Annotated in this window: 23 protein-coding genes; 8 read left to right on the forward strand and 15 right to left on the reverse strand. The window is 66.7% G+C overall.

Features of this window, described 5'->3' with window-relative positions; all coding sequences use genetic code 11:
* The first annotated feature begins 77 nt into the window (after window positions 1–77).
* Complete coding sequence (locus ABZX86_RS21845) at window positions 78–830, forward strand: EI24 domain-containing protein (protein ID WP_355126111.1); 753 nt, start codon at window positions 78–80, stop codon at window positions 828–830.
* A 9-nt stretch (window positions 831–839) separates the two neighbouring features.
* Here the strand turns inward: ABZX86_RS21845 and cynS are convergent, their stop codons facing one another.
* On the reverse strand, window positions 840–1,310 hold the full coding sequence (gene cynS / locus ABZX86_RS21850) for a cyanase (protein WP_355126113.1): 471 nt from the start codon (window positions 1,308–1,310) through the stop codon (window positions 840–842).
* Window positions 1,311–1,336: 26 nt separating this feature from the next.
* Window positions 1,337–1,921, reverse strand: coding sequence for a carbonic anhydrase (locus tag ABZX86_RS21855; protein WP_355126115.1), 585 nt, complete (start codon window positions 1,919–1,921; stop codon window positions 1,337–1,339).
* Window positions 1,922–2,048: 127 nt separating this feature from the next.
* Here ABZX86_RS21855 and cynR point away from each other — a divergent pair, with 127 nt between their 5' ends.
* Window positions 2,049–2,993 (forward strand): transcriptional regulator CynR, encoded by a 945-nt coding sequence (cynR, locus tag ABZX86_RS21860; protein ID WP_355126845.1) that lies wholly within the window; start codon window positions 2,049–2,051, stop codon window positions 2,991–2,993.
* Here the strand turns inward: cynR and ABZX86_RS21865 are convergent.
* Entirely contained in the window at window positions 2,933–4,231 is a 1,299-nt protein-coding gene (locus tag ABZX86_RS21865) for an NtaA/DmoA family FMN-dependent monooxygenase (RefSeq protein WP_355126117.1), read from the reverse strand. The genes cynR and ABZX86_RS21865 overlap by 61 nt on opposite strands.
* A gap of 76 nt (window positions 4,232–4,307) precedes the next feature.
* Window positions 4,308–4,976, reverse strand: coding sequence for a TetR family transcriptional regulator (locus tag ABZX86_RS21870; protein ID WP_355126119.1), 669 nt, complete (start codon window positions 4,974–4,976; stop codon window positions 4,308–4,310).
* Between the two features lie 99 nt (window positions 4,977–5,075).
* Between ABZX86_RS21870 and ABZX86_RS21875 the strand changes: the two genes are divergently transcribed.
* Window positions 5,076–6,215, forward strand: a complete 1,140-nt coding sequence (locus tag ABZX86_RS21875; RefSeq protein ID WP_355126121.1) for an NAD(P)/FAD-dependent oxidoreductase — start codon at window positions 5,076–5,078, stop codon at window positions 6,213–6,215.
* Window positions 6,216–6,228: 13 nt separating this feature from the next.
* Here the strand turns inward: ABZX86_RS21875 and ABZX86_RS21880 are convergent, their stop codons facing one another.
* The 4 genes from ABZX86_RS21880 to secY all read right to left on the reverse strand — a co-directional run bounded on the left by ABZX86_RS21880 (window position 6,229) and on the right by secY (window position 10,427).
* Window positions 6,229–6,864 carry a TetR/AcrR family transcriptional regulator gene (locus ABZX86_RS21880; RefSeq protein WP_355126847.1) on the reverse strand — a complete coding sequence of 212 codons (636 nt, stop codon included), beginning with the start codon at window positions 6,862–6,864 and terminating at the stop codon, window positions 6,229–6,231.
* 394 nt (window positions 6,865–7,258) lie between these two features.
* Complete coding sequence (locus ABZX86_RS21885) at window positions 7,259–8,122, reverse strand: alpha/beta hydrolase (protein ID WP_355126122.1); 864 nt, start codon at window positions 8,120–8,122, stop codon at window positions 7,259–7,261.
* A gap of 101 nt (window positions 8,123–8,223) precedes the next feature.
* Complete coding sequence (locus tag ABZX86_RS21890) at window positions 8,224–9,090, reverse strand: response regulator transcription factor (protein WP_355126124.1); 867 nt, start codon at window positions 9,088–9,090, stop codon at window positions 8,224–8,226.
* A gap of 17 nt (window positions 9,091–9,107) precedes the next feature.
* On the reverse strand, window positions 9,108–10,427 hold the full coding sequence (gene secY, locus ABZX86_RS21895; protein WP_355126126.1) for a preprotein translocase subunit SecY: 1,320 nt from the start codon (window positions 10,425–10,427) through the stop codon (window positions 9,108–9,110).
* A gap of 258 nt (window positions 10,428–10,685) precedes the next feature.
* Here secY and ABZX86_RS21900 point away from each other — a divergent pair, with 258 nt between their 5' ends.
* On the forward strand, window positions 10,686–12,476 hold the full coding sequence (locus ABZX86_RS21900; RefSeq protein ID WP_355126128.1) for an MFS transporter: 1,791 nt from the start codon (window positions 10,686–10,688) through the stop codon (window positions 12,474–12,476).
* A gap of 140 nt (window positions 12,477–12,616) precedes the next feature.
* On the opposite strand, the gene ABZX86_RS21905 is transcribed toward ABZX86_RS21900, so the two are convergent.
* The 6 genes from ABZX86_RS21905 to ABZX86_RS21930 all read right to left on the reverse strand — a co-directional run bounded on the left by ABZX86_RS21905 (window position 12,617) and on the right by ABZX86_RS21930 (window position 16,827).
* Complete coding sequence (locus ABZX86_RS21905; RefSeq protein WP_355126129.1) at window positions 12,617–12,772, reverse strand: hypothetical protein; 156 nt, start codon at window positions 12,770–12,772, stop codon at window positions 12,617–12,619.
* 10 nt (window positions 12,773–12,782) lie between these two features.
* A complete protein-coding gene (locus ABZX86_RS21910) occupies window positions 12,783–14,102 on the reverse strand; it encodes an acyltransferase (RefSeq protein WP_355126131.1) in 1,320 nt (439 codons plus the stop codon).
* Entirely contained in the window at window positions 14,099–15,004 is a 906-nt protein-coding gene (locus ABZX86_RS21915) for an SGNH/GDSL hydrolase family protein (RefSeq protein ID WP_355126133.1), read from the reverse strand. Before ABZX86_RS21915 ends, ABZX86_RS21910 begins: the two co-directional genes overlap by 4 nt.
* Window positions 15,005–15,022: 18 nt before the next feature.
* On the reverse strand, window positions 15,023–15,418 hold the full coding sequence (locus tag ABZX86_RS21920) for a hypothetical protein (RefSeq protein ID WP_355126135.1): 396 nt from the start codon (window positions 15,416–15,418) through the stop codon (window positions 15,023–15,025).
* A gap of 89 nt (window positions 15,419–15,507) precedes the next feature.
* Window positions 15,508–16,308 (reverse strand): SGNH/GDSL hydrolase family protein, encoded by an 801-nt coding sequence (locus ABZX86_RS21925; RefSeq protein ID WP_355126137.1) that lies wholly within the window; start codon window positions 16,306–16,308, stop codon window positions 15,508–15,510.
* Window positions 16,309–16,437: 129 nt separating this feature from the next.
* Window positions 16,438–16,827, reverse strand: a complete 390-nt coding sequence (locus ABZX86_RS21930; RefSeq protein WP_355126139.1) for a hypothetical protein — start codon at window positions 16,825–16,827, stop codon at window positions 16,438–16,440.
* A gap of 273 nt (window positions 16,828–17,100) precedes the next feature.
* Between ABZX86_RS21930 and ABZX86_RS21935 the strand changes: the two genes are divergently transcribed.
* The 4 genes from ABZX86_RS21935 to ABZX86_RS21950 all read left to right on the forward strand — a co-directional run bounded on the left by ABZX86_RS21935 (window position 17,101) and on the right by ABZX86_RS21950 (window position 20,728).
* Entirely contained in the window at window positions 17,101–17,493 is a 393-nt protein-coding gene (locus tag ABZX86_RS21935; protein ID WP_355126141.1) for a nuclear transport factor 2 family protein, read from the forward strand.
* Window positions 17,490–17,819 carry a helix-turn-helix domain-containing protein gene (locus tag ABZX86_RS21940; RefSeq protein WP_355126143.1) on the forward strand — a complete coding sequence of 110 codons (330 nt, stop codon included), beginning with the start codon at window positions 17,490–17,492 and terminating at the stop codon, window positions 17,817–17,819. The genes ABZX86_RS21935 and ABZX86_RS21940 overlap by 4 nt, the downstream gene beginning before the upstream one ends.
* Before the next feature lie 116 nt (window positions 17,820–17,935).
* Window positions 17,936–18,547 carry a class I SAM-dependent methyltransferase gene (locus ABZX86_RS21945; RefSeq protein WP_355126145.1) on the forward strand — a complete coding sequence of 204 codons (612 nt, stop codon included), beginning with the start codon at window positions 17,936–17,938 and terminating at the stop codon, window positions 18,545–18,547.
* A gap of 285 nt (window positions 18,548–18,832) precedes the next feature.
* Window positions 18,833–20,728 carry a ThiF family adenylyltransferase gene (locus ABZX86_RS21950; RefSeq protein ID WP_355126147.1) on the forward strand — a complete coding sequence of 632 codons (1,896 nt, stop codon included), beginning with the start codon at window positions 18,833–18,835 and terminating at the stop codon, window positions 20,726–20,728.
* A gap of 84 nt (window positions 20,729–20,812) precedes the next feature.
* On the opposite strand, the gene ABZX86_RS21955 is transcribed toward ABZX86_RS21950, so the two are convergent.
* Window positions 20,813–22,036, reverse strand: coding sequence for an RNA polymerase sigma factor (locus tag ABZX86_RS21955; protein WP_355126149.1), 1,224 nt, complete (start codon window positions 22,034–22,036; stop codon window positions 20,813–20,815).
* Between the last annotated feature and the right edge of the window lie 7 nt (window positions 22,037–22,043).

Here is a 22,043-nt window from a genome sequence, read left to right on the forward strand (position 1 = left end):
CCGTGGGAGGTGATGGGAGGCGTCGGTGCGCGGTCATCGGCTGCCGGCAGGGCGTGGTCCCCCGATAGGGTGTGCGCATGCGTGATCTGGGGAATGGGTTCGGCTATCTGGTGGCGGGGCAGCGGTGGGTCGGCCGGAATCGGCGGTGGTTCGGGTTCGGGCTGCTGCCGGGGCTGATCACGCTGGTGATCTATGTGGCCGCGTTCACCGGATTGGCTTTCGGGGCGGATGATTTCGTCACCTGGGCGACCCCGTTCGCGGACGACTGGGGTGCGCCGTGGCTCGGACTGTTCCGCGGGTTTCTGGTGGTCGGGGTCTTCGTGCTGGGGCTGCTGCTCGCGGCTGTCGCCTTCACCGCGGTCACCCTGATCATCGGGCAGCCGTTCTACGAGAAGCTGTCCGAACAGGTCGACAAGTCCGCATCCCCGGACGGGAGGGCGCCGGAATCCGGTATGTCGATGGCGCGCGAGCTGTGGATCTCGACGCGCGACAGCATTCGGCTGCTGGCGCGGGCGCTGGTGTGGGCCGTGCTGCTGTTCGCGCTCGGGTTCATTCCGGTGCTGGGGCAGACCGTGGTGCCGGTGATCGGCATCGGTGTCACGGGTTTCTTTCTGGCCCAGGAACTTACCTCGGTGGCACTGCAGCGCCGGGGTGTTCAGGTTCGGGAGCAGCTCGCGCTGATGCGATCGCGGCGCCTGCTGGTGTGGGGCTTCGGCGTACCGCTGGCCGTGGCGTTTCTGATTCCGGTGGTGGCGGTATTCCTCATGCCAGGCGCGGTGGCCGGTGCGACCCTGCTGGTACGGGATCTGGATTCGGCCACCGCGTCCTGAGCCGACCCGTCAGAACGGCTTGGTCGGCAGGTATTTGCCGTCCAGGGTGATGACGGCGCGTTCGCCACCGTCGGGGTCGGCGACCTTCTTCACGTCCAGCTTGAAATTGATGGCGCTGATGATGCCGTCACCGAACTGTTCGTGGACAAGCGCTTTCAGTGTGGTCCCGTAGACCTGCAGCATTTCGTAGAAACGGTAGATGGTCGGATCGGTCGGGATGCCGCCCGGGATCGAGCCGCGGGTCGGGATGGTCTGCAGCAGCAGCGCGGCATCGTCGTCGAGGCCCAGCAGTTCGGCGACCGCGACCGCGGCGGCTTCGGGCAGCGGGTGCTGACCGAGGACGGCGGCGGTGACGAAAGCGACCGACAGGCCGGTGACATCGGCAATCTGCTGCCAGGACAGATCCTTTCGCATCTTGGCGTCGACGGCCACGATGGCCAGCGTCTGGCGGGCGGCGGGATCGAACTGGGAGTGCACCATGAGGGGGTTCCTTTCGAGGGGTGAGATCAGGCCGGGTGGCCGGCGACGTCGAGTTCTTCGACAGCGCCCGTGGGGATTTCGTATACCCAACCACGCAGGGTGAGGGTGTTCGCGGCGAGCGCCGCGGCCACCGAGGGGTGGGTCGCCAGGTTGGCCAGTTGTGCGGATACATTCGCGCGCACCAGATTTGCGACGGACTCACCGGTGCGCGAGGCGCGGGCCATCGAGGCATCGGCATGCCGGAGCCAGCCCGCGACCGCCGGTGCGCCCGTGAGATCGTGACCTTCGGCCAGCGCGGTCATCGCCCCGCAGGCCGAATGTCCGCAGACCACGATGTCGCTGACCTTCAGCATGGCGACCGCGTATTCGATGCTCGCCGCGACGCCGTCCGAACCGGGGGAGTAGGCGGGCACGATATTGCCCGCGGTGCGGATGACGAACAGCTCACCGGGTTCGCTCTGGGTGATCAGCTCCGGCACCACCCGCGCATCGGAGCAGCCGATGAACAGCGCCGTCGGTCGGTGCGTGGTCGCCAGTTCGGCGAACAGCGGCGTCTTGGCGGGAAATACGGTGCGCTGGAAGCGCGCGACTCCCGCGGCAAGATCGTGCATGGTCACTCCTTCGGATGGAATCTGCCGGTGCGGCTGACAAGATCCACTCTGGCTGACCAGTGCCTATAGTGTCCAAGACGCAGTAATCATAGAACCTATTGGCCTCATCTATAGTGCGGAGGTGGCCCTGGAACTCCGGCATCTGCGCTACCTGCTCGCGGTGACCGAGCGCGGCAACTTCACGCGCGCCGCCGAAGATCTGCATGTATCGCAACCCACGCTGTCGCAGCAGGTCAAGCAGCTGGAACGCGCGGTCGGCGCGCAATTGCTGGATCGCAGCGGCCGCAGTGTGCGGCTGACCGACGCCGGGACCGCATACGTCCACTACGCGCGGCGGGTGCTCGGCGATCTGGCGGCCGCGGACCGCGCCGTCAGCGATGTGGCCGATCTGACCCGGGGCAGTCTGTGCCTGGCGGTGACACCGACCTTCACGGCCTACCTCGTCGGTCCGCTCATCGAGCAGATGCACACCCGCCACCCCGGGATCGACCTCGAGGTGCGCGAGGTGCCGCAGCATCGGCTCGAAACCGGTTTGCTGGCAGACGAATTCGACCTCGGCATTGCCTTCGACGGACCATATCTGGCCGGTATCGACGCCACCCGGCTGTTCACCGAGAACCTCAGTCTTGTTGTCGGAGTGGAACATCCGGACGCGGGTCGCAGCGCGGCCGTCCCGGTGGCTGCGCTGGCCGACCACCGGCTCGCACTGCTCAGCGGCGGGTTCTCCACCCGCACGCATATCGATGCCTATCTGACCGCCCATCAGGTCAGCCCGCGAATCTCAGTGCAGGCGGACTCGATTCAGGCTCTCATCGAGATAGTCCAGCGGACCGCGCTGATCACCGTCCTGCCCGACGCCATCGCCGACAGCCACCCCGGCCTGACTTCCGTCCGCCTCGAACCTGCGCTGCCCGCACGAACCGTGGCCCTACTGCGCCGCGACGGCGCCTACAGCAGCGCCGCCACCCGCGCCTTTCTCGCCCTCACCGGTGAGCTCATTCGCGACCTCGGCTATCCCACGGGCGGAAGCGGCGGCAGCTCGAGATTGTCGCGGAAGGTCGCGCCGACGTAATCGTCGCCGACAATGTGGCGGCGGCGCAATTCCGGGAGCAGCCCGTTCAACAGGAAGTCGCGGGTGCGGGGATCGGCCAGGCCGCCGAGGGAGATCACGTCGAGCACGCCCGCGTCGTAGCGTTCGGCAATGGTGTCCGCGAGCTGTTCGGGGGTGCCCGCCGCGGCCCAGTGGCCGGTGTCCTTGGCGGCGATGATCAACTCTCGCAAGGTCTTTCCGGAACGGGCGAAGGCGCTGAAGATTTCCACGCGACCGCGCCTGCGCTGTATCGAACGCACATCGGGGAGCAGGCTTTCCGGAATCGGCTGATCCAGTGGCAGCTCGGCGAGATCTATTCCGCCGCCGAACATATCGGCCAGGGCGAGCCGCCCGGCGTCGAAATCGGTGGCCGCATCGCGCTCGCGCACCAGGCGGCGCACCTCGTCCTCGGAGGCGCCGTAGGTCGCGTGGAAGGAGCTCATGATCAGCGGCAGTTCCTCCGAGCGCCCCAACTCGGCTGCGCGCGAACGGATCTTCTTCGTATAGGTCACCGCGTCCTCGAGCGTCGGCAGCGAGGTGAAGACCACCTCGGCGAACCGCGCCCCCAGTTCGATGCCGGCCTCGGATTGACCGGCCTGGAACTGCACCGGCCGCCGCTGCGGTAGCGGCGGGATATTCAGCGGGCCGCGCACCGTGAAGTTCTTGCCCGCGTGCTCGATCGGGCGAACCAGCGCCGGATCCAGCACCGCCCCGCCTCGTCCGTCCGGCGTCAGCGCACCCGGCCGCCAACTGTCGAACAGGGCATTGACGATCTCGATCGACTCCGACGCACGCTCGTACCGCTCCTCAGGGCTGGGCAGCTCCTGGTCGCCGTAGTTTTCCTCGCCCAGGGACGAGGTGACGGCATTCCACGCGGCGCGCCCATTGCTGACGTGATCGAGCGTTCCGAACAGTCGCGCCAGATTGTAGGGATGGTGGAAGGTCGTCGTCACCGTGGCGATCAACCCGATCTGGCTGGTCACCGAGCTCAGCGCGGCCAGGAAGATCAGTGGCTCCTGCGCGCCGATCGCACCCTGCGCCCCGAAACTGAGCAGGTCGGCGGCGAACAGCGCATCGAACCGATGCGTCTCCGCGAGCTTCGCGATCTCGATCGCCGACGCCACCGTCGATCGCCCCGGGTCCAGCGCGTCCGCATACACGTCCGCCGAACCGCTCACTCCCGTAACCGTTTTCAACGGCCGCCGCCGTGCGTCACCCATTTCATCCACGCTAAGACGCCCGCGGCGGAACCACGATGATTACCTTCGCCGTGAACGAAACCCGGTGCGGCAGCACCTATCGGACGGTATCGATGCCCGCCAGGATGAGGTCGATGCCCGCCAGGAATTGCTCGCGGTCGTCGTGGTCACGCAGCTGCACCGCCATCTGATTCATGAACGGGTACTTCTCGGGGTCGTGCGACCAGCGCGCGGAGACGGTCGCGAGGAAGGCCGATCGATCCGTATCGTGCGCGAGCAGCCGAGCGCCCGCCGCGTACTGTCCGGCGAGTCCGAGAATGTAGTTCACGAGTGCGGACGCGGAGTCGAACTGCGCGCGTTCGGGAACGCCGAGCGCCTGCAGTTGCCCGCCGATGCCTTCGAAGATCTGCAGCACCGCGGATTGCCAAGGCTCACTGGAGAGTTGGGTCCCGACCCAGGGGTGTGCGTCGATCGTGTCGAACACCCCGAGGGCTATGGTCCGGATCGCTTCCCGCGGTTCCGTATCGCCGACCGCGTCGGTCATGACGCGGGCGATGACATCGTCGGTGGTCGCGGTGAGCAGTTCGCTCTTGTTCGCGACGTGCCAGTAGATCGCCCCGGCTCCGGTCGCCAGGCGCGCGCTGAGGGCGCGGAAGGTCAGCGCGCTCTCGCCGTCGGTATCGAGGATGGCGATCGCGGCCTCGACAATGCGCTCGCGGGAGAGTGGTTCCTCTCGTCGCTCGGTACGACGTGCCCTCGGTGCCATGTGGGTCATTCTGGCACAAGTCTGGAACGTCGTTCCATCTTGACATTTATGGAACGTCGTTCCAGAATGTTGGAACAACGTTCCAGAAGGGAGATCATCATGACTACCGAAATCGCGATCATCGGCGCTGGGCTCGGAGGACTGACCCTCGCCCGCGTCCTGCACGTGCACGGCATCTCGGCGACGATTTACGAGGCGGATGCCTCGGCGGCGGCCCGTACGCAGGGTGGTCAGCTCGATATCCACAAGGAGGACGGCCAGTTCGCGCTCGCGGCGGCCGGCCTCACCGACGAGTTCCGCGCGATCATTCACGAAGGCGCCGAGGCTGTGCGCGTGCTCGATCCGCAAGGCGTACTGCTGCACGACGACCCCGACGACGGCACCGACTCGCGTCCCGAGGTACTGCGCGGAGACCTGCGTCAGATCCTGCTCGACTCGCTACCCGACGGGACTGTTCGGTGGGGACACAAGGTCACCGCGGTCCGGCCGCTCGGCGACGGCAGGCATGAACTGACCTTCGCCGACGGCTCGACGGCGACCAGCGATCTCCTCGTCGGCGCCGACGGCGCATGGTCGAAGGTCCGTCGGCTGCTATCCGACGCCGAGGTCGAGTACACCGGCACCACCTTCATCGAGACCTACCTGTACGACGTCGACGAGCGGCACCCGGCGACGGCCGCGGTGGTCGGCGTCGGCGCGATGTACGCGCTGACCCCGGGGCAGGGGATCACCGCACACCGCGAAGCCGGGGACATCCTGCACACGTATGTCCAGCTGAACCGCTCCGCCGAGTGGATCGCGAGCATCGATTTCACCGATGCCGCGGCCGCGACCGCACGGGTGGCGGCCGAATTCGACGGCTGGGCGCCGGAACTCACCGCACTGATCACGGCGGGTGAATCGGCACCGGTCGCGCGCATGATCCACACCCTGCCCGACGGGCATCACTGGGACCGCGTCCCCGGCGTGACCCTGCTCGGTGATGCCGCACACCTGATGCCGCCCTCCGGCGACGGCGCCAATCTGGCCATGTTCGACGGCGCCGAACTCGCGAGGGCGATCGCCGCGCACCCCGGCGATATCGAAGCCGCACTCACCGCCTACGAAGCGGCTCTGTTCCCCCGGAGTGCGACTTTCTACGCGGACGCGGTGGAGATCCTCGATCTCTGCCTCGGCGACCGCGCGCCCTTCGGGCTGATCGAACTCTTCGACAGTGCACCCGCGGAAGAGCATGCGTGACAACGCCGAACGCCTATGCGCGGTGCGTGCGCCCGATGGTCAGATCGAGGAGTTGGGCCGCGTCGTGGCGCAGGGATTCCGCGGCGTCGGGTTCATCGGCGTAGTGGCGCAGCAGGGCTTGCTGGAAGAGTCCGTCGAAGGTGGCGTACGCGAGGGATTGGCTGACGACCAGGGGGCGATCGCACAGGACGGCATAGCGCTCCACGACATTGGCGATCATCTGCTGCCGGCGCTTGTCGATGTCGACGACGTCCGTGCGGAACGATTCCTCGAACAGGCCCTGATTGCGGACGTCGTACCACAGCCGATGCAGCGGGGCGTCGTCCCGCAGGGTGCCGGCCATCAGGGCGCTGAAGGCGTCCCGCAGTTCCTCGGCGGTGTGCGAGGTGGCGACGACATCGTCGTAGCGGGTGACGCAGACGGCCTCGTACAGCTGGACCGCGTGGGTGAGCAGCTCGACCTTGTCGCTGAAGTAGTAGTGCAGCACACCGTGTGAGAACTCGGACTTCTGAGCGATCTCGCGCAGACTGGTGCGCGCATAACCCAACTCCGCCAACGTGTCCAGCGCCGCGGTCGCCAACTGGGTCCGCCGCTCGGCGAACTTGTCGTCGCGGGCATGTCGCGCCCGCTTCTCGACGCTTTCCTTGATCGTGTTTCTCCTTCGGCATCCGGCACCTGGTGACGAACCGTCCCGAGTCTATAGCCGATCCGACTAACCCCGATGCCTAGCGCTTGGACAGTTGTCATAGAAAATCTTGACGACTGTCCAAGCTTTGGCGTAGCGTGGGCGGCGCTTCGCAACGCTGGTGAATACACGCGAGAGGCCAACCCGCACACATTATCTCGATGGCGTGTGTGTGCGCATGGACAGTAACTTTCGGCTCCAGCTCCGATTTCCGGCAGCAAGAGCTTGTAAAGCCGCGGGCCGCTTTCTCGGGCCGGCCCGTGGTCGTCACCCGCTCCGCCTGCAACGGACCCGGTGACGATCGTGAACGGTCGAGGCCCCGGCAGCCGCCGCCGGGGCCTCGCCACCCGCGGCGCAGTCAGAGGGCGAGCATGGCGGCAGCGATCTGTTCGGCGGCGGTGGGCCGCAGGGCGGTACCCATATCGTCGAGGACAAGCAGTCGCGCCGAGGGGATCTCGGCCGCGAGGGCCTCACCATTGCCGACCGGAAAGAACGGGTCGGCGCGACCGTGCACCACGAGCGTGGGCACATCGAGTTCACCGAGCCGCTCCCGCCAGCGAGGCGAGCAGTCGATCCGCGAGAACACCATCCCGAGCTGATTCGCCTGATGCACCGCGGCAGCACTCGACGGCGTCCGGTCCCAGATTCGCCCCGCCGTCTCCCGCGTCTCCTGCGGATCATTCCCCATCAGCTCGGCGCCCCCGGCAGCGAACGCCGCAACAGCATCCCTGTCCTTCCAGTCCGGCAGCGGCCGCGAGAACACCGCCCCCATGACCGCGCCGTCATGGTCCGGCAAATCCTCGTCGACCGGTCCCGGCGCCACCGCCCGAGTGCCGGCAAGCGTCAGCGCGGAGAACACCTCCGGGTACTCCAGCGCGGCTACCTGGGCAACCATCCCGCCCACGCCGACCCCGCCGAGGTGGGCGTTCCCGGCACCGAGCGTCCCGGCCAGCGCAGCCGCGTCAGCAGCGAGATCCCGCAGGTCATACCCCGGATTCTCCGGGTCGAGCGTCGTCGAGGCGCCGCAGTCCCGCAGGTCGTACCGGACCACCCGCCGCCCACCCGACGCGAGCCGCTCGCACAGCGCGTCAGGCCAGGACAGCATCGTCGTCCCGCCGACCAGCAGAACCAGCGGATCATCCTCGCGCCCGAAGCTCTCGATACCGAGCTCCACACCGTTCACCCGCACCGAACCCATGCCGCTTCGAACCGATCCCGCCATGTCTGAACTCCTGTCTGCCGGCACATCCAGAGGTATCGACGAAGGACTCATCCGAAAATCATCGGTGCAGCCGACCCCGGGTCCCTCCATGGGGAGCTCGGTTATGTCCCACTGCTTTCGAAATGGAGCTCGCGCGGGACTATACGGCGGGTGTGTGCGTAGACGGCGGCGTGTACGCGGTCGCGGACGCCGAGTTTCGCCAGGACATTCGAGACGTGGGTTTTGACTGTTTGTTCGCCGACGCCGAGGGTGCGGGCGATTTCGGGGTTGGTGTAGGCATTGGCGATCAGGAGCAGGACCTGATGTTCACGGGCGGTGAGGGTTTCGACTTCGGGGGCGGCGGGGAAGGGTTCGATTCCGGCGGTCAGGCGGGCCATCAGGCGGCGGGTGAGGGCCGGATCGATCAGTGCGTCGCCGCGAGCCGCGGTCCGGATGGCGGAGACCAGGCTCGCGGAGGGCAGGGTCTTGGCGAGGAATCCGCTGGCGCCGAGACACATTGCGCGGTACAGGTTTTCATCGGATTCGTGATTGGTGAAGGTGAGGATCTGGGTGGTGTCGCCGAATACCGAGGTCGATGCAGCCCCGGCGGAGTAGTCGAGACCGGGCATATCGAGGCAGACCAGGGCGACATCCGGTTGCAGCCGCCGGATTTCGCTGATGGCGGCGGCGCCGTCGCCGACCTCTGCGACGCATTCGATATCCGGCTGGCTACCGATGACCGCTCGCAGGCCCGACCGGAAGACCAGGTGGCCGTCGGCGATCAGCACCGAAATCGTCGACTGCGGCGCAACGTCGGCGACTGCCGGCGCCCGGACCACCTCCGAGTTCTGCGCCACGGGCCACGATTCCGGGGCCGCGCCGTGGGCCGGTGCGATGGTGCCGCCCACCGAGAGCGTCGCCGCGGTAATGGCGAGTGCCAGTGAGGACGCGGCCCGGCGCAGCGGGTGGGGCGAGGTATTCGTGGCCATGCCTTCCGACTCTAGGTTCAGCGGAGGAATCCTTCGTAATTCCTGTTCAGAAGCTGGCTTTCGATCTGTTTGACAGTATCGAGCCCGACACTCACCACGATCAGCACCGAGGTGCCGCCGAGCGCCAGGGTCTGGGTCGTAGTGGTACCGCCGAAGTGCAGCAGCAGGTTCGGCAGTACGGCGACAGCACCGAGGTAGATCGAACCGGGCAGGGTGATCCGGCTGAGGACGTAGTTGAGGTAGTCCGCGGTGGGCTTACCCGGGCGATAGCCGGGGATGAAGCCACCGAACTTCTTCATTTCGTCCGCGCGTTCGGCCGGGTTGAAGGTGATCGCGACATAGAAGTAGGTGAAGAACACGATGAGCGCGAAGTAGATCGCGACGTACACCGGGTTGCTCGGATTGACCAGATACTTCTGGATGAGCTGCTGCCACTCGGCGGGATTGCCCGAATTCTTCCCGGTCAACTGTGCCAATAAGTTCGGCAGCGACAGCAGAGAGGACGCGAAGATGACCGGGATGACGCCGGCCTGATTGACCTTCAGCGGCAGATAGGTCGACGAACCGCCGTACATCTTCCGGCCCACCACGCGCTTGGCGTACTGCACCGGAATCCGGCGCTGGCCCTGCTCGATGAAGATCACGCCGATAATCGTCAGGAGCGCCGCGCCGCCGATTCCCGCGAGGATCAGGACACCCCGGCTGTCCAGAATCGCCGAGCCCTGGCTCGGGATGCGGGCCGCGATCCCGGCGAAGATCAAGAGCGACATGCCGTTACCGACGCCGCGCTCGGTGATCAGCTCGCCGAACCACATGACCAGTGCGGCGCCCGCGGTCATCGCCAGCACAATGCTGATCATGCCGAAGAGCGAGCTGTCCACCAGCAGATTCTTGGGGCAGCCGCGCAGTAGCCGGCCGTGCCCGGCCAGCGCCACCAGGGTCGATGCCTGCAGAACCGCCAGTGCGACAGCCAGGTAGCGGGTGTACTGCGTGATCTTGTTCTGCCCGGTCTGGCCCTCCTTGCGCAGTTCTTCGAACCGGGGGATCACCACCGTCAGCAGCTGGGTGATGATGCTCGCGGTGACGTACGGAATGATGCCGATCGCGAAGACCGAAAGCTGTAGCAGCGCACCGCCGGAGAAGAGATTGATGAGCTGGTAGACACCGCCGGAATCGCCGCCGGAAGCGATGGCGGCGCAGTCGCGCACGGTCTTGAAGTCGACGCCGGGTGACGGCAGTGTCGCGCCGAGACGAACCAGTGCGAGCAGTCCGAGGGTGAGCAGGATCTTCCGCCGTAGCTCCGGAGTCCGGATAGCCGGTACCAGGGCGGAAAGCACGGAACCTCCTGATGAACGATGTTGGGGGACAGGCGAATACACGGACGTCGATCGGAACGAACCGGCTGGAGGTCTTCGACGGTACGGATCGCACCCACCGGTCCACGTCGCCCGTGAGGCGGACTTCCGCCTCCCTCGATAGGGGGAACCCGTCACCGCGGGAGCGCTGCGATGGCCGTCCCGCCCGCAGGTCGAAGGCTGGAAACGCCGACTCCGAAGTGACAGCGCCTCGACGCCCCTGGTCGGTAGCCTGATCCGGTGGCGTCGATCGAGAACGCACCGAGTACGGCGGCGCGGCCGGGCATCGCCCTGGCGGCGGTCACCGCCGTACTCTTCGTCACCTTCCTCGACACAACGGTTGTCAGCGTCGCGCTCGGCGATATCCGCCGTGAGCTCGATACCGATGTGATGCTGCTGCAGTGGGTGGTCAATGCCTACACGCTGGTCTTCGCCAGTCTCATGCTGGCGGGCGGCTCATTCGGTGACCGGTGGGGGCGCAAGCGCGTCATGATCATCGGATTGATGATCTTCTGCGCCGGATCGGTGATCGCGGCGCTCGCGGCCAGCGTGCCGGTGCTCATCGCCGGTCGCGCGATCATGGGCGTGGGTGCGGCCGCTTCGGAACCGGGCACGCTGTCGGTAGTGCGGCACATCTTCCCGGACGATCGGGCGCGCGCCAAGGCGCTCGGCGTGTGGGCGGCGGTATCGGGGTTGGCGCTGGCGGCTGGACCGGTACTGGGCGGAGTGCTCGTGCACGCGTACGGGTGGCGCTCGATCTTCTGGTTCAATCTGATGATCGGGGCGGTGGCTCTGGCTGCGGCACTGTGGTCCGTCCCGGAAAGCGCCGACCCGCGGCCGGGTCCGCTCGACTGGCGCGGAATCCTGCTCGGCGCAACCTTTCTCGGTTCGGTGATCTATGCCGCGACCTCCGGCGAGGACCTGGGTTACAGCGCGCCCTCGGTGATCGCGCTGTTCGTGCTCGGTGGTTTCGCGCTGGTGGGTTTCATCGCCGTCGAAATGCGTTCGCGCGCAACGCTATTCGACTTTCGATATCTCGGTCGGGCGGGGGTGCGCGGTGCGCTGGCGGTCGCCTTCGCCGTCTACTTCGGCATCTTCTCGATCTTCTTCTTCACCGCGCTGTATCTGCAAGTGATGCAGTCGTATTCGGGTGCGCGCACCGCCACGGTCTTCGCGCCGATGGCCGTCGCGATTATCGCCGGATCGCTGGGTGCGGGCTTCTGGGTGGCACGTCGTGGTGCGCGCATCCCCATGATCATCGGTTGTGTGCTCGGCGCCGGTGGCATTCTGCTGACCCGTCTGGCCCTCGCCGGTCCACTGCACGATCTGCCGCTGGCCGGTGCGATGGCGGTGGCCGGCCTCGGATTCGGTATTGCCGTAGTGCCTTTGACGTCCGCCGTGATGTCCGGAGTACCGCCGGAGCACTCGGGCATGGCCGCCGCTGCGACCAATACGATGCGTCAGGTCGGTTCCGCCGTCGGCGTCGCCGTGCTCGGGGCCCTGGTGAATTCGTTCCTCACCTCGGATCTGAAGGCCCGGATGAACGAACTGGGTCTACCGGCCGCGCTACAGCCGCCCGTCGTCGACGCACTCGAACGTGGCCGCATCCCCGAGGGCGCCGACCTCAGCCCGTATCTCAAATATCTGTCGAAGGTGTCCGAGGTGCTCGACACCGGGAAAGCCGCATTTCATCACGGACTCGATGTGGCACTGCTGGTTTCGGCGCTGCTGATCCTGGCCGCAGCGATCTTCGCCGCGCTCGACGCGGCGAAGACCCTGCCGGATCCGGAAGCGCTATTTGGCCGGGGCGGACGAACCGGCGGCAACGCCGATCGTATTGACGATGGTGGTCCAGAAATTGCCCAGCGGCGTGGTGCCATTGCTGGAGCTCATGGTGGTGAGGCTGGAGGAGCCCGAGGTGGGCGTGGTATCGGCGGAGGCGGGTCCGGTGACGGCAACCAGTGCGGCGGCGATGGCGATAGCGGCGAGTCCGGCACGACGAGTGTTGGAGGTCATGGCACGGAACTGTAGTGAAATTGAGACGTTTCACACTGTAATCGGAGACATTGCCCCCAGGACCGGAACATCTTCACCCCGAGCGGGGGCATCGTCGCCAATCTACGGTGCCGAGCGGACCGGCACCGGTGAAATCCAGGCAGCCGGGTCGTAAGTCACTGCGGGCAGCTGGATTTGAAGGGCGTGGCGGCGAACAGGTCGCCGATCCACGGCAGCCACTGATCGGATACCTTGTCCGGAGCGCTGTGGCCGCCGGGGACGACCAGATCGTGGACCGTATCGAGAACGCAATTCGCGATCGCATACCGCAAATGCTAGGCCTCAGGCCGGTACGGACTTCCGTTTGGCGTCCTTCTTGGACCGCGCGAAGCGGCGCATGATCGGGGTGTCCACCCAGTGGTACAGACCTGCGGCGATGATGGTCGCGACCACCAGGCACAGCAGGGTGAAGCCGGCCCAGCCGAGGATGCCGAATTCCTTTCCGCCGATGAGGTAGCGGGTGATCACGACCATGACCGGGAATTGGATCAGGTAGAAGGCGAAGGAGACATTGCCCAGCCAGACCATGCGGGGATGGGAATTGAGGCTGCGGATGCCGTACAGATCCCGCACGGCCATGGTGGCGATGACCGCGGTCATCGGAGGCAGCAGCAGGACCGACATCTTGTAGTTCACCGGGACCACCCAGGTGGCCGCGTAGGCGGCGACCAGCGTCACGAGCGGAAGCGTGAGACTGGTTTTGCGCCAACGCCCTTCGAGGACCAGGCGGGCCGCCAGGACGCCGAGGAAGAACTCCGGCAGTCGCGACGGCGGGAAGTTGTAGCTGAGCCAGTAGGACGGCGAGACCGGGATATCCGGCTGTACGAACCAGGCGGGGGAGGCGTGCAGCTCGTAGTACGGCGAGGTATCTCCCGGAACCAGCCGGGGCGCAAAGGCATTCGCAATACCCTTCGGCCCGTCGGTCCACAGGAAGTACGAGGTGTGCAGGGCGACGATCGCGAGCATGAGCAGCCCGAGAGCCAGCCACAGTCGCCGGGTCGGGATCCGCCGGATCACTGGCAGCAGGATCGGAAAGCTCAGGTAGAAAAGAACTTCCGACGCCAGCGACCACGACGGCACGTTCAGCCCGCCCACCGTGGTCCATTTCGGCACCCAGGTGTGCACCAGCAGCAGGTTCGGCACCCAGACGATCAGGCGCGAGAGCGGCACGCTCGCCACCACGATGAACGCCGCCGCGGCCAGCAGGTGCATCGGATAGATCTTCAGCACCCGTCGCCGATAGAACGCACGCGCTGTCATGCCCGGCCGGAACGACCAGTAGATGATGAAGCCGGAGAGCACGAAGAAGAACGTGACTCCCGCCGCGCCCAACTGCATCGGCACCCACTCGTGGATATGCCGGAACAGCTCGGACTTCTGGAACGGGTACACCGGCAGAAATACCAAGGCGTGCAAGACGAATACCGCGAATGCCGCCCACCACCGGGATCCGGTCAGCGAGGGCAGCGGGGGCCGCTCCCGATCCGCCCGCTCCGCGATGAGCGCCGCCGAATCCGGTTGCACGACAGGCGCTGCGGGCGACGGTACGACGACGGCCGCCGCAGCGGGCCGCGTGGACAGGACCTCCGGTGGGCGAGTCATCGTGCGTACCTTTCGTAGAGCGCGTTCGCGACCACGGAGTCACCCTCGGGGGAGGGGTGGAACGGCAGTCCGTCGAGCTTGATCGTCGGATCGAAAACGCCGTTCACCCATGGTTGCGGCGAGCAGAGCCCGTGCCCGGCGGTCAGCGCGCGGGCGTCGAGGTAGTCCAGCTTCAGCTCCGCGGCGGCGTCGCGCTGCGCCTGATCGAGCCTGTTGAAGTATTCGACGACCGTGCGGCCGCGGGGCTGCGTGAACGGGACGACGCCGAAGAAGTCCAGGCATACGGTGTTCTGGTCCGCGTTGAACAGCTCCGGGTACCCGACCAGCACAATGCGCGCATTGGGTGCGTAGTACCGGATGTAGGTCACGACACCGCGAATGCGGTCCGCGTACGCGGCGCCCGAAATCAGCTGGGAGTCGGGCATCCGGCCCTGATCCACGGCGTCGGTCCCACAGCCGTCGGCCAGGTCGAATACGCACTGCTGCATGGCGTCCCACAGGTTTTGGGCGGAGCCGCCCCAGTGGTCGTTGAGGCCGAACTGCAGTGTCACCAGTTTGGTATCCGGACCGAACGCGCCCGCCTTGTCGGCGTCGCGCGCCTCGACGGTGAGCGTGTACCCCGGAGCGTTGTCGATCGACGCGCCCGCACAGGACGAGTTGGCCACCTGATCGCCGTCTCGCAGGCCCATCAGCGTGCTCAATTGTGTGGGCCAGGCCGTCTCGCCGCGCAAGCACTTGTGATCGGAGGAGAAGTCCAAGGCGTTCGCGGTGAACGAATCACCAAGGATCACAAGCTTTTTACCCTCGGGAGCGGACTGCGCGCCCGATCCTCCGGCGCCTGCTGTGACAGCCGCGACCGCGACCACCGCGGCGCACAGCCACCGTCCACTGTTTCCCGACACGAGAATTCTCCGGATTCCTCAGTAGCCTGCGCGCGGTTCGAAACCGGGCGCGTCCAAGGTCGGCGGCGCCGCCTTGGGCTGCTGCTGGGTCTGCGGCGCGGGCTTCGGCGCGGCCGGCTGGACCGCCGGGGCCTGGGGCTCGGGAGCCACGGGGTGCGGGGCCGCGGGCTGCGGAGCGGGTGCGTCCGTCGTGCTCGGCGGCGGCGCGTCGGTGCTGGTCACCGGCGCTGCCGCACTGCTCGGGGGCACGATCGCACTGCTCACCGGTGCCACGACGGCACTGGTCGGCGTATCGCTCGATCCGCTGGATGCTTTATCGCTGCCGCAGGCCGACACCCCGCCGATCAGCAACACCCCTCCGATCGCCGCTGCTGCGAAACGTACGGCGAATGCACCTGGGGTACGAAACTTCATGAGATCCTCGAATCAAGAACTGAAGTGTAAGAATTTCACTTCAGCGGGAGTGTACAAGAGACTTTCGGGTCGATGACCCCGGATTCGGGTCAGTGTCCGAATCTGTCGTAGATCGCGTTCGCGACCACGGCGTCGCCCTTGCTGGACGGGTGGAAGAACAGGCCGTCGATATCGGTGCGCGGGTCCATCACACCGTTCAGCCACGGTTGATCCGTGCAGAGTCCGTGCCCGGTGGTCAGGGCGCGGGCATCGAGGAAGTCGATATTCAGCAGCTGCGCGGCCTCCTGCTGCGCCTGCTGGATTCGATCGAAGTAGGCGACCACCGCGCCGCCGCGCGGCTGAACGAACGGTGCCACGCCGAGGAAGTTGAGGCAGACGGTATCGGTTCCCGGCTGGAACAGCTCCGGATACCCGACCAGCACGATGTGCGCGTTCGGTGCGTAGTAGTGAATGTAGGTGATCGCATTGCGCATGCGATCGGCGAACAGCGCGCCAGACACTCCGTTGTAGTCGGTGATCCGGCCCTGTGCGGCAGCCTCCGGCCCGCAGCCGTCGATGAGGTTGAATACGCAGCCCTGCAACGACTTCCACAGTGTCTGCGTGGACCGGCCCCAGTGATCGTTGAGACCGAATTGCAGTGCCACAAGCTTGGTGCGCGGTCCGAACGCGCCCACCTTGTCCGCCTTCGCGGTTTCCACGCCCAGCGTCCAGCCCGGCCCGCTGTCGATCGACGCACCCGGGCAGGACGGATCGACCATCGCGTCGGTGCCGTACACGCCCATCAGGGTGCCCAGCTGCGCCGGCCACGCCGTCTTGCCGTGGCGCAGGCAGCTGTTGTCGGGGTCGGTGAAGTCCCACGCGTTCGCGGTGAACGAATCACCCAGTACCACAAGGTCTTTCCCCTCAGGGGTGGAATCCGCCCCCGCAACCCCTGCTCCCGTCACCGATGCCGAGAGCGCTACCGCGGCGGCACACAGCCACCGTCCACTATTGCCGAACAACTGATTTCCCTGGCCTTTTCAGTAGCCTGCGCGCGGTTCGAACCCGGGCGCGTCCAAGGTCGGCGGCGCGGGCTTCTGCGGCTGCTGGGTCTGCGGTGCGGGCTTCGGCGCGGCCGGTTCGGTCACGACGGGCTGGGGTGCGACCGGTTCCGGTGCGGCCGGTTCGGCGGCAGCCGGCTGCGGTGCGGGTGCTTCGGTGGTCGGAGCCGGCGCCTCGGTGGTCGGCGCGGGTGCGACCGTGCTGATCGGGGCGGCGGCGGGCGTGACCACCGCGCTGGTGGCGGTGCTCGGCGACCCGTCGGGGGCCTTATCGCTGCCGCACGCCGTCACTCCCGCGAGCAGCAGTGATCCGCCGATTACGGCCATTGCGGCACGTAGCGCGAACGCCTTCGGTGTAACAGATTTCATCGGTACCTCGAATCAGAAATTGAAGTGCCATCTGTTCACTTCAGCGGGGAGTGTACAAAAGGACTCCCCGGATTCGACCCGAATCGGCAAAACTGCCTGTCCTGGAATCACGGACACCCGCTCTGAGCGGCCAGGCTATCAATTCACAACGGATGCCCGTGGCGAATCGGGACTATTCGGCCGCGTGGTGGGGATGGAACAGGGGATCGCCGCTGATCCGGTGTGACGGCAAGGGCCTGGCCCCTGGCCGGGTTCTGCCTCTAAAATAGAGGCATGACCAACAGTCTTGTCCTCGCCGTCTGGCAATCGGGAGATATCGGGCCGCTGCCCGCCCTGCTCGCGGAAGACGCGATCTTCTCGAGTCCGGTTGCCGACTATCGCGGGCGCGAACGTGCGGCACATCTGCTGGGGGTGATCGCGAATGTGCTCGAAACCGTTGACCAGACACATCAGTGGAGCGACGACCGGCAGGCGTTGTACGCGTTCACCGCCCGCTTCGCCGATCAGGAGCTACAGGGGGTGCTGCGGGAGGAACTGTCCGAGACCGGCAGCCTGTCCCACGTGACGCTGTTTCTGCGACCCTATCGAGCCCTGCGCGCGGCGATCGCGGAAATGGCGCGGCGACTGGAGATTTCACCCCCACCGCCGGAATCGGTGCAACCATGAACGCAAGCACCCCGCGCCCCGGTCGCCCGGTTCGCGGATCCACGACCGGCCGCCCGATCATGGCCCTGTTCGACCTGATCGGCCGGCGCTGGGTACTCCGGGTGATCTGGGAGCTGGAGCGGGCCCCGGGTCCACTGACCTTCCGTGAATTGCGCACCGCATGCGGCGATATCTCCTCGAGCGTGCTGACTCGGCGACTGCATGAACTCACCGAGGCGCGCATTGTCGAACACGCCACCGGCTACACCTTGACCGCAACGGGCCGCAGCCTCGTCCGCCGACTCGAACCACTGACCGAGTGGGCCGCCGATTGGGAGCGCAACTGAATTGAACGCTCCGGGGGCGATCGTCGAGCGAACCTGCCGCATGATCGATCCGCGCGCTGGGCGTCGGCGGGGCGGTGGCACAGTGGACCGCAGTCGGGCCGAGTGAGGAGTGAGCGATGAGCGGACGTATCCCCAGTCAGTGGGAGGAGCTCACTGCTGCCGATCCCGCGCATTCGACGTGGTACGTCGAGCGGTTCCGGGCACTGGCGGCCGAGGGCCGGGATATCGCCGGGGAGGCGCGGCTGGTCGATGCGATGCTCGACCGCGGCAGTCGGGTCCTGGACGCGGGGTGCGGTCCGGGACGTGTGGGTGGGTATCTGCACGGAGTCGGGCACGTCGTGGTCGGGGTCGATGTCGATCCCGTATTGATCGCCGCGGCGGAGCAGGACTATCCGGGTCCGCAGTGGATCGTCGGCGACCTCGCCGAATTGGACCTGCCGGGCAGTGGGATCGCGGCCGGCTTCGATGCCATCGTGTGCGCGGGGAATGTGATGACATTTCTGGCGCCGTCCACCAGGCAGGCGGTGCTGGCCGGGTTCGCCCGCCATCTCGCACCCACCGGCCGGTTGGTCACCGGATTCGGCGCCGATCGTGGATACGAGTTCCCGGATTTTCTGGCCGACGCCGAGAATGCCGGGCTCGCAGTGGATTTGCGGCTGTCGACGTGGGATCTGCGACCGTTCACCGACGAGTCCGACTTTCTGGTGGCGGTGTTCTCGCGCCGGTAACCGCAGGAACTGCGCGCCTGGCCGCCGCCGATCTCGCCATCGAGGTCCAGCGGCTGCGCGCTGAGTCCGCCTGCCGCTGCCCTGTGCGCGGTGTGTTGTGTGGCGTATGCGAATTGTCCGATTCGTAGAACTGCCACCATGGAAGCTAACATCTGGCAATTGCTTCCTAGAGTGATCTGATGCAGCAATCCCCTTCTCTTGCTCGAAGATTCCCCAGTAGTCGGCGTTGCCCCTCGGCATTCGCATGCAGTCAGCACATTTTCAACGAACTTCTGGGAAGGACCCATGGACGTGTCTATGTCCGGCGGATCTGCCGTGCCCGTGAACGGGTATGAGATTCGCCGCCGCAATCATGAGGTGTCGTGGCATATCTCGGCGGTGCTGGTACCGCGCGACGAAGCCGATCACACCGACCTGGTGAACGGGTTGCGGGAGTTGCGGGCCCGGATCCTCTACGACGGCGGGCGCCGGCCGGATTTTCGCGCCGCCGACGGCTCGCATGTCGATGATCAGGATTTGGATTACGGCGCATGGCATTTCGTCGCGCGGCGGGAGCCCGGCGGGCCCGCGCTCGGCTATGTCCGGCTCTCGACTCCGGCGACCGGTGAGCTGTTCCAGGCCCGCGCATATCTGGGCGACGAGGAGTACGAACGCCTGCTGGCGTCCGAGGGTATCGAGGCGGGCGAGGTGTATGAGCCCAGCCGGTTGGTGGTGGAGCATCGCGCGCGCAAGCTCGGTTTGGGTGCGCACTTGAGCGCGGTCGCCATCGGGGCCGCACGCCATCTCGGCGCCAAGGTCATGATGGTCACCTCTGGGACCAGAGACGGTCAGGATCGATTCCTCGCCCGGCTCGGCTTCCATCCGGTCCCTGGGACCCGCCGCTACGTCGAGCAGTACACCGAGGACGTGGTCCTGCTGATCCACCGGACCGCGGCGGGCGCCGGGGAGTACACCGACCTGGCGGCCCGGATGGGTTCTGAATTCCCGGCGTTCGCGACCGAAACCCGCACCCGGCCTGCTTCTTCCGGCATCGACCACGGCGCCGCTCCGGCGGGCCTGTTCTCGGCCGCCCGGCCGGATCGCGACGTGTGGCAACCGGTGGTTCTCGAACCGGTGCACGCCGCCGATCACGCGGCCCTGGCCGCTCTGCTCGAATCCGATGCGGTGCGGGAGGTCCACGACACCATCGAGACCCAGCTGCACGAGCTGATCCGCAGCCGTGAGCCGGGCAGTCGGTTCGACCGTGCGCAATTGGCGGCGAAGGTGGATGAGCAGTTGGCCGGGATCGAGATGTGGGCCTACGGCAGCTGGGTCTGGTATCCGTGGTCGGGCCGGCTGGTGCATGTGCTGCCTCGCGAGGAGTTCCGCCTGGTGCGCACCGATCGCAATCGGGAGAAGATCCAGCGGCCGCAACAGCGCCGACTGCTCGACAGCCGTATCGGGGTTGTCGGTCTGTCGGTGGGCAATTCGGCCGCGATCACGCTGGCGCTCGAAGGTGTCGGCGGCGCATTCCGGCTCGCCGACTTCGACGAGCTGAGCCTGTCGAATATGAACCGGCTGCGGGCGGGCGTGCATCATCTGCAGGTCGGGAAGACGGTCATCTGTGCGCGCCAATTGTTCGAGATCGACCCGTATCTCGATATCGAGATCATGCCCGCCGGGCTCACCGACGCCACCATGCCCGAATTCTTCGAAGGCGACGGTGCGCCGATCGACCTGCTGGTGGAGGAGTGCGACACCCCCTATGTGAAGATCGCCGCCCGCGAATACGCTCGGGCCCTGGGCATTCCGGTGGTCATGGACTGCAATGACCGCGGCATGCTCGATATCGAACGGTTCGATCTCGAGCCCGACCGCCCGCTACTGCACGGCCGCATCGGTGACATCACCGCGGCGGACCTGCCGGCCCTCGCCGATCACGAAAAGGTCGAACTCCTCCTGAAAATGGTCGACGCCGACCGAATCAGCCCCGCACTCGCCGCCGCCCTCCCCGAAATCGGCCGAACCCTGAGCAGCTGGCCGCAACTCGCCTCAGATGTGGCACTCGGCGGCGCCCTGGTCACCGAAGCCGCCCGCCGCATCCTCCTCACCCTCCCCTGCGAATCCGGCCGCTTCTACATCGACCTCGAAGCCCTCATCGCCCCCGAACACAACACCGCCCCCGCCCCCGCAACAGTCTGACCCCGCGGTCTGTGGTGCTCAACCCACCACAGACCGCCCAGACATCGACCTCCCTATCCGAATCGGCCGGTCGCGAACGACCGGTCAGCTCAGGGCATCGCGCCGATCGAGGAGGAAGTCGCGTTCGGCTCGGTTGCGGGCGAGGGTGGCGGCGCGGTCGTAGGCGGCGGTGGCCTCGGGGGTTCGGCCGAGTCTGCGGAGGAGGTCGGCTCGGATTGCGGGGAGTAGGTGGTGGTTTGGGAGGTCGAGGGTGTTCAGTTCGGCCAGGGCTGATTCTGGGCCGGATACCTCGGCCAGGGCCACTGCGCGGTTGAGTGCCACGATCGGGCTGGGGGCGATGGTCATGAGGTGGTTGTAGAGATCGAGGATTTGCTGCCAGTCGGTGTCGGCGGCGGTGAGTGCGTCGGCGTGCACCGCGTTGATCGCGGCCTGGATTTGATAGGGGCCGGGGTGGTTGTGGCGCAGGCACTTCCGCACCAGTGACTGGCCCTCGTCGATGAGTGCGCGATTCCATCGGGCGCGGTCCTGTTCAGGAAGCGGTACTAGCCGGCCGTCCGGCGTGGTGCGCGCGGCGCGACGGGATTCGGTGAGCAGCATGAGGGCCAGCAGGCCCCAGACCTCGGGCTCGTCGGTCATCAGCTCTGTCAGTGCGCGGCCGAGGCGAATGCCTTCGGCGCACAGGTCCGCACGGACCAGGTGATCGCCCGCCGTGGCCGTGTGGCCCTCGGTGAAGATGAGGTAGACCACCGTCAGCGCGGCGTCCAAGCGCGCGGGCAGCTCGGCTCGGGACGGCACCCGATACGGGATTCGGGCATCGCGAATCTTGCCCTTGGCACGCGTAATCCGCTGCGCCAGAGTAGTTTCCGGTATCAGGAAGGCGTGCGCGATCTCCTCGGTGGACAGTCCGCCCAGCAGCCGGAGGGTCAGCGCCACTTGCGCATTGCGTGCGAGCGCGGGGTGGCAGCAGGTGAATATCAATCGCAGTCGATCATCGCGCATGGCGTCCTCCTCCACCGGCTCGTCGCGGGCGTGCAGCAGCGCCGCCTGGGCGTACTTGTCCTGCCGAGCGGCCTCGCGGCGCAGCCGATCCACCGCCCGGTGGCGGGCCGTGGTGATGATCCAGCCGGGCGGACTCGGTGGCAGCCCGTCCTCGGGCCAGCGCTGCAGGGCGGCGGCGAAGGCATCCTGTACCGCGTCTTCGGCCATGCCGACATCACCGAAGACGCGGATCAGGGTGGCGACGGCGCGACCGTAGTGCTCGGCGAAGACCTCCGAGATCGCCTCGGCATCGGTTGCGCCGGAACTCATTTCAGCC

Source organism: Nocardia sp. NPDC006630 (genome assembly GCF_040611495.1).
In the GTDB taxonomy this organism is placed as follows: domain Bacteria; phylum Actinomycetota; class Actinomycetes; order Mycobacteriales; family Mycobacteriaceae; genus Nocardia.